Annotated in this window: 8 protein-coding genes and 1 tRNA gene; 2 read left to right on the top strand and 7 right to left on the bottom strand. The window is 27.8% G+C overall.

Features of this window, described 5'->3' with window-relative positions; genetic code table 11:
• Positions 1-51: 51 nt before the first annotated feature.
• Both XO10_RS03610 and XO10_RS03605 read right to left on the bottom strand, forming a co-directional pair.
• Entirely contained in the window at positions 52-807 is a 756-nt protein-coding gene (locus tag XO10_RS03610) for an ABC transporter ATP-binding protein (protein ID WP_014296216.1), read from the bottom strand.
• Between the two features lie 4 nt (positions 808-811).
• Positions 812-985 carry a hypothetical protein gene (locus XO10_RS03605; protein WP_014296215.1) on the bottom strand — a complete coding sequence of 58 codons (174 nt, stop codon included), beginning with the start codon at positions 983-985 and terminating at the stop codon, positions 812-814.
• Between the two features lie 317 nt (positions 986-1302).
• On the opposite strand from XO10_RS03605, the gene XO10_RS03600 reads away from it, so the two are divergent.
• Positions 1303-1390, top strand: a tRNA-Leu gene (locus XO10_RS03600).
• A 13-nt stretch (positions 1391-1403) separates the two neighbouring features.
• Here XO10_RS03600 and XO10_RS03595 read toward each other — a convergent pair.
• Genes XO10_RS03595 through surE form a run of 5 tightly spaced genes read right to left on the bottom strand, consistent with a single transcriptional unit; the run spans position 1404 to position 4879 of the window.
• Entirely contained in the window at positions 1404-2408 is a 1005-nt protein-coding gene (locus XO10_RS03595) for a lysylphosphatidylglycerol synthase transmembrane domain-containing protein (protein WP_014296214.1), read from the bottom strand.
• Positions 2409-2423: 15 nt separating this feature from the next.
• Complete coding sequence (locus tag XO10_RS03590; RefSeq protein ID WP_014296213.1) at positions 2424-2639, bottom strand: heavy-metal-associated domain-containing protein; 216 nt, start codon at positions 2637-2639, stop codon at positions 2424-2426.
• A 4-nt stretch (positions 2640-2643) separates the two neighbouring features.
• Positions 2644-3591 (bottom strand): methionyl-tRNA formyltransferase, encoded by a 948-nt coding sequence (gene fmt / locus XO10_RS03585; protein WP_014296212.1) that lies wholly within the window; start codon positions 3589-3591, stop codon positions 2644-2646.
• Complete coding sequence (gene def, locus XO10_RS03580; protein ID WP_014296211.1) at positions 3588-4118, bottom strand: peptide deformylase; 531 nt, start codon at positions 4116-4118, stop codon at positions 3588-3590. The genes fmt and def overlap by 4 nt, the downstream gene beginning before the upstream one ends.
• Positions 4118-4879, bottom strand: a complete 762-nt coding sequence (surE, locus tag XO10_RS03575) for a 5'/3'-nucleotidase SurE (protein ID WP_014296210.1) — start codon at positions 4877-4879, stop codon at positions 4118-4120. Before surE ends, def begins: the two co-directional genes overlap by 1 nt.
• 268 nt (positions 4880-5147) lie before the next feature.
• Here surE and XO10_RS03570 point away from each other — a divergent pair, with 268 nt between their 5' ends.
• Positions 5148-7085 (top strand): hypothetical protein, encoded by a 1938-nt coding sequence (locus tag XO10_RS03570; protein ID WP_175421125.1) that lies wholly within the window; start codon positions 5148-5150, stop codon positions 7083-7085.

Below are 7085 nucleotides of genomic sequence, written 5' to 3'. Positions count from 1 at the left end.
CTCCGATTATAAAAACTTTCTCTTTTTCCCTTTTTGTCAATACTTTTTTCGTTACAAGTTTTTGAATTTGTTTTTTTCGAAGTTTATTATTAATTCGTTTGGGGTGGTATCTGCAACTATTTTTCCATTATTTAAGATAATAACTCTGTTGCATATGTCTAAATATCTAAAGAGATTTCTTGTTGCAAATATTAGAATTCTATTTTGTTTTATTTCATTAATCACATCTTTTATACGTTTTAATAACGAATCATCTATATGATCTAAAATTGAATCAAACATGAAAACATTTGGATTTCTTGCAAGTGAGATAAATAAAAGCAAAGATAATTTATCCGCTGATGACCAATTTGATAGATTATCATAATATTTTAAATTACTTAAATCGAGGAATTTATCAACAAGATCCAATCTTTTTAATAAAGAAATGTGTTCATAGGATAAATTTTGTGGACTTACTCCTAAAGATAACTTCAGGAGTTCTTTTAAAGTTATGTAATTTAGATTTTGTAAATATTGCGGTTCAACATATGTAATATTACTTCTTAAATATTTTTTATCCTGTTCTCTAACGTCTTTTTCACCAAATTTTATTTCACCTTTTCCGTAAACGTTTTCAAATAATTCCTCGTTTAAATGTACAAAAGCTCTTAAAAGAGAGGATTTTCCAGAATTTCTCTCGCCATATATTAAAACAGAATCATTTGGATATAATTCAATATCTATAGCTTTTAGCACTTCTTTATTATTCATATATAATGAAAAGTTTTTTGCGGTTATTAATGGGGTATCTATATCATAAATCACGTTTTCACCCTTTTGATTTTATTTTATCTGATTCTGACTCCTTATTTGCATTTTCTATGGAATTAAAGAATCTTTTTTTAGTAAAATCCTTTAAAACTTCTTCATTTTCAATATCTTTTAATGTTTTAAGAAAATCGTATTGAGATAAGATGTTTATGTTCTTCTTCTGATAGTCCATATATACACCTCCCATTAGTAGGTCTATATATATAATAATACAAAAATATATACATTATTTTGAAGTTATATTTATTTTACAAATACAAAATGTAAAAATTTCTTTTTATGCTTCTATGTAAAATATAATACAGGCGTAATTTATCAATAGTAATTTACTTTTGAATAAGTATAATAATGTTAGGTTAATAAACCAATACTAAATTATTAATTTCGAAAAATAGGTGTTTGAAAGAATAAGGTAAAAGAATTTTAATAAAAAAGTGCTTGACAAATTCTATAAGTTATTGTATAATCTATACGGTTTTGCTGACGCCTGCCGAGGTGGTGGAATCGGCAGACACGCATGGTTGAGGGCCATGTGGGAGTTTATCCCGTGCGGGTTCAAGTCCCGCCCTCGGCACCAAAAAACCGGCTGATTACTCAGCCGGTTTTTTTATTTTTTTCATTATGCTGTTTTTGTGATTTAATAGAACGACTATTCCACCAATTAATAAAACGAAATAATAAATACTAAATCGCCATAATACAATTGTGGCATTTAATTTATGAATATTAAGTATATCTTTGAATAATAATAAGAATATTCCTTCTGCACCACCAGCGGTTCCCGGTGTTGGGATTATTGATGAACTAATCTGTGTGATAATAGAACGCGAGATTGTATTTAAAGAGATGTTTATTCCGTATCCTTGGAGTATAATTGGTAAAACCATGAAAGAACAGGAAAATTGGAGAATACTTAAGAATACAATTAAAGTTATTTTTTTGAAGTTTTTAGCTTCTTCTTTGAATATTAGTATGAATGTTTTAACCTTTTCTATTATTGTATCTATATATTTTTCTGGATTTTTTAATAAACCAATTTTTTTAAGAAGGTTTGCAAAGTATAGTGTTGTTTTTATTGAAGCGTTTTGGTTAATTATATAAAATATTATTAAAAATACAGCCAGTAAATTTAATAACGTCCCAATTATAGAGGCAATTATAACATCTATATTTAAATAGAGTATGGAGTATATGGTTGAAAAAACTCCAAAAGAGGCCAGAATAATTTGAAATAAAAATGTTTTGAATAATATAATAGCTGTAGCTCTTGCAGGATCTATTCCGAATCTTGAGATGTATAAAATTTGAATAGGTTGGCCTCCAGTATAAAATGGAGTTAAATAGCTATAAAATTGACCTATCAATGTAAAATTTAAAGCATGTTTTATTGAAATATCTTTTAATAATATTTTTATTATAAAGCTTTCAATAAACCATTTTAATATAATAACTAACAATGCGATTAATAAAAATTTCCAGTTAAAAAAAGCAAAGGCTTTTATATTTTCATAAAAGCCTGTAAAACCTGAGATTAATATATATAATGTAATAGATGTAATGAAAGCAAATAAAAATCCATATAAATACTTTTTCATGATTAACAGCTTATTTTAATATTTTAGTTCGAAACCTTTTGTTTTTAATTTTTGGCTGATTTGCTCTCTTGTAACAATTTCATCATCATATGTGAGTTCAACTGCTCCAAATGCAGGTTCAATTTTGAATTTCTTTATTCCATCAATACTTTCGAGAATTTCCTTTATAACTTCTGCATCTTTTTCATTTCTAAAACCTTTTATCATGTACATGTTAAATGTTTCTGCCATGTTATCACTCTCCTTTTGTTATATTTTTTAGTGTATCCCCTATATTTATTTTTCTTCCATTATATGCATCATAGAAATTTATGGGTTTTTTTCCGGGAAATTGAATTTTTTTTACATAAATTGTTCCTGAACCGGTAGCAATTTCAGCACCGTTTTTGTCGATGTTAAGAATTTTTCCGGGTAAATCATTTTTGTTGTTATTATGTGGTAATACATTAAATAATTTTATTATTTCATCATTAAATAAAGTTTTTGCTCCTGGAATGGGATCATACGCTCTTATTTTGTTGAAAACAATCATATTATTTTCATACCAATTTATATATGTATCTTCATTGGTGATTTTATGTGCATATGTTGCTTCTGCATCGTTTTGAGGTGTAAGGTTTTGTGTATAATTTTCGAAATTATTTAAAAAATCAATTAAAGCATCAATACCAAGCTTTTCCAATTTTTCATAAACACTTTCAAGATTATCTTCAAGTAATATAGGTATTTCTCTCATTAGAGCAATTGGTCCAGCATCTAAAGCTTCTACAATTTTGAATATTGTAATGCCTGTTTTTGTTTCTCCGTTTTCTATAGCTCTTTGAATAGGTGCCGCACCTCTATATTTTGGTAATAAAGAAGCATGAACGTTCCAGCAACCATATTCTGGCAATTCAATTACATTGCTTTTTAATATTTTGCCAAATGCAACTGTAATAATTATATCAGGTTTTAATGATTTTAATGCTTCAAATCCCTTGCCTTTATTAACACTTTTTGGTTGAAAGATAGGAATATTATATTTTTCTGCGACTTTTTTTACAGGTGTTGGCTGAAGTTTTTTGCCACGTCCTTTTGGTTTATCCGGTTGTGAAAAAACTCCAACAACATTAAAATTGTTTTTTATTAATCCTTCTAAATGTGATGCTGCAAAATCAGGTGTTCCCATAAATACTATTCTCATGGCAGATCAACTTCCCCTAATTCTTTAGCAATTTTTCTTCCTTCTTTCATTAATTCGTTTATTTTTGACTTAACTTTTGCTTTTGCAGCTAACCCAACTCTGTCGATAAACAGTTTCCCTTCAAGATGATCATATTCATGCTGGAAAATTCTTGCTGTATATTCATGCAATTCTTCTTCAACTATTTCGCCATTTTCATTTGTATATTTTACAATAATACCTTCTGGTCTTTTTACATTTAAAAATATTTTTGGAATACTTAAACAGCCTTCTTCAAATGAAACTTCTTCACCAAGAAATTTTATTATTTCAGGATTAATAACTTTTCTTAATTTATTTCCATCATCCATCACGAAAAATCTTCTACTAATACCTATTTGTGGTGCTGCAAGGCCAACACCATCTTCTCTGTACATCATTTCTGCCATTTCTTCAAGAAATTCTCTAAATTTATCATCTATTTTCTCCACTGGTTTTGCTTTTTTTCTTAAAACAGGGTCTCCAATTAATCTAACCTTGAAATCCATTATTCTCCTCCTTCAAATTTTTCTTTTAAAGAATTTAAAAATTCAAAATCTGTTAAGAAAGATTTTATAGGTGTGATTGACACATAATTTTCTTTTAAAACATAATAATCAGAATCGGGTTCATTGTCATCTTCAATTATTTCTCCAAGCATCCAGTAATATGTATTTCCAAAAGGATCTTTTCGTGCTTCAAAATAGTCTTTATATCTTCTTCTACTCTGTCGCGTTATTTTAAAACCCTTTAATTCTGAATATTCTACGCTTGGAACATTAATGTTAAGTGCTGTGAATTCGGGAATATCAAGAGAACATTTGTCAAGAAAGTCAAGGATAAATTTAGCTGCTGTTTCATAATTTGGATTTTGATAGTCTGATGTGGAAATTGCAATAGAAGGAATTTCATTCATAGCTCCTTCTAAAGCACCTGAGACTGTTCCTGAATAGAGTAAATCAGTTCCAAGATTAGGTCCTTTATTTATACCACTAATTACCATATCAATTTTTACATCTTTAAATATAGCATCTAAACCTAATTTTACACAATCTGCTGGTGTTCCGTTTACAGCATATCCTAAGAATTCATCATTGGAATATATTTTTTTTGCCCATAGAGGGTTTCTTATAGTGATAGCGTGTCCTGTGGCACTTCTTTCAACGTCAGGTGCAACAACATATACGTTATGTTTTTTTTCAAGATGTTTTTTTAATATATATATTCCCGGTGCCATTATACCATCATCATTTGTTACAAGAATATTCATTATATCACCTCAAAATTACAATTTTTATAAAACTTCATTCACAAACTACTGTAATAATGATTATACCATGTGTACTTTAAAAAAAATGGATTAGTTGCTTTAAACTTTAAAGAAGTCTGTTCAGGTTAAATTAAAATAATATATTTAATAAAAACGCTTTAGTATAGTTCTTGAAATAAAAAGAAAAATATGATAATATGCATGTGCAATTTTCTAAGGATTGTGATATAATTATGTTGAAAATGAAAATTCTTGAGGAGGTGCTTTTGTGAAAAAATATATCTGGCTAATTATTTTTTCAATACTTGTTGTTAACGTTTTCTCGTTGAATTTAAATGAGATAAAGACCTATTATGTGGAATATATAGATAAGTATAACAGCCATTCTGAGGATTTAAACTGGTTTTTTACTGAAATGAAAAATATGGGGCTTTATAAATTCTATAAATCCCAGATGGTAGGAAGTGCTGAGTATACAGATAGACCTTCATATATTTCAAAACATCTTTCTTCAATTGCAAGTCAGCACAAATTTGATTCTTTAGAGCAGGAAATAGCATTTTCAGGATTTTTAAGTTATGTTCAAAATGTTCTTGCAGGAAAGGATATGTCTGAAGAAAGTATTAGATCATTACCTGCATTTTATCTTGCAATGGAAGAATATTCTTCATATTTACAGGATACAGGATTTTTGTATATAAAGAATACAATTGCATATTCATTAGGGCTTGTAAAAGATTCGCCAAATAAAACGTTGACTAAAAGAAGAATGAAAAATAGAAATGCAGAATTAGAATTTCCTGAATATTATACATATGAAGGAAAACCTGATGCATTTTTTGATAAAATTATTGAAGAAAATAAAGATGTACTAAATGAAGGAATTTTAGAGATATCCAAAACAAGATTAACAGGAGAAGATCTTGAAATAGAAATAGATGATCTTGCCTCAAAGGTTTTATCTTTTGTTCCAGAAACAATAAAAAATGATACAAAAGCTGTTATAGATATATTCCTCGATAATGCAAAGATTGAAAGAAGCAATGATTGGATAAGGTTTGCTGTTTATGCTGGGTTAATTATATTAATTTTATTGCTTAAAAAGAAGGATCTTTTCCAGTGGTTATTCCTCGGTATAGTTCTTGTTGAAAGTGTATATATAATAAAATATTTTGATTTTACAAAAGATATAACAACTGCATTTATTTATGGTTCATTCTTCGTGGTATTCTTTGCCATGATTTTAATTACAATGTTCTTCCAGGCTTTTGGAAGAAATATGCACTGGTTAAGGAGAGTTATAAATGTATCTTTACTTGTGTTAATATTGCTTATTGTTAATGTTCCTCTTGTAAAAGATGTAAAAGAGGTAAGAATGGATGAAAACCCAGATTTTCATAATTCTATTATGCAGAAGGCTTTATTAAATGATGTTTTATTATTCCCTCATGCTTTTGTTAATAAAGATATAGCATTTATTGGCTCACAATTGTCCGCAGAGTATTCTGAAGCAAGAAATATATATACAATATCTTTAAAGAAATTTTTAGTGGATTCAGGAAAAAAGAAGATTTTAGATTATGTTAATTTTGAAGATGGAAAGGCTTCTATTGATATTTTAAAACAGGGATTGTATTATGATAATAAAGATGTATATAATGAAATATTCAGTAATTATAAAAAAGCATTAGAAGAATTTGAGAGAAATTCAAAAATTCGACAAAAAGATATAGATTCAAGATTAAAAGAGTATAATGCACATATGAAAAATATTTTGATTTATTCTGATGATGTTTTTGCCAATACTTTAAAATCAAACATTGAAAGTAAAATGATAAAAACCAATGTTTTAAAGGACTATAAAGCTAACCTGTTAAATGTATTTTCGGAAGAAAAGGCAATTCCAATTGATTTAAAAGCTTTGATTTCAGACTGGGGAACAAAGGTAATGTTATTGTTGATACTTGGTTTTATATACTTCTTTGTAAATGAAAAGATAATGTTTAAGTTAGTAGGATTGGGTATTATGACAGTTGCTTCAATTTTTGCATTTATAAAACCTGGTACAATTGAAGTATTATCAGAATTTAAATATCCAGTTTTAAATGCCACAATGTTTAGTGTTAATACTACATTTGGTATATTAATGTTATTATTCACCGCACTTAGCGGATTATTAATCCTAAATTTTCATAAAGGGAGGTAA

Source organism: Marinitoga sp. 1135 (genome assembly GCF_013363245.1).
Lineage (GTDB): Bacteria > Thermotogota > Thermotogae > Petrotogales > Petrotogaceae > Marinitoga > Marinitoga piezophila.
Note: the sequence above shows the minus strand (reverse complement) of the source record. Positions and strands in the feature narration are given on the sequence as shown.

Bases quoted from the DNA above. Each gene is read 5' to 3' on its own strand.
- surE (WP_014296210.1), bottom strand. From the start codon at position 4,879: ATGAATATTCTTGTAACAAATGATGATGGTATAATGGCACCGGGAATA.
- fmt (WP_014296212.1), bottom strand. From the start codon at position 3,591: ATGAGAATAGTATTTATGGGAACACCTGATTTTGCAGCATCACATTTA.
- XO10_RS03595 (WP_014296214.1), bottom strand. From the start codon at position 2,408: ATGAAAAAGTATTTATATGGATTTTTATTTGCTTTCATTACATCTATT.
- XO10_RS03605 (WP_014296215.1), bottom strand. From the start codon at position 985: ATGGACTATCAGAAGAAGAACATAAACATCTTATCTCAATACGATTTT.
- XO10_RS03590 (WP_014296213.1), bottom strand. From the start codon at position 2,639: ATGGCAGAAACATTTAACATGTACATGATAAAAGGTTTTAGAAATGAA.
- def (WP_014296211.1), bottom strand. From the start codon at position 4,118: ATGGATTTCAAGGTTAGATTAATTGGAGACCCTGTTTTAAGAAAAAAA.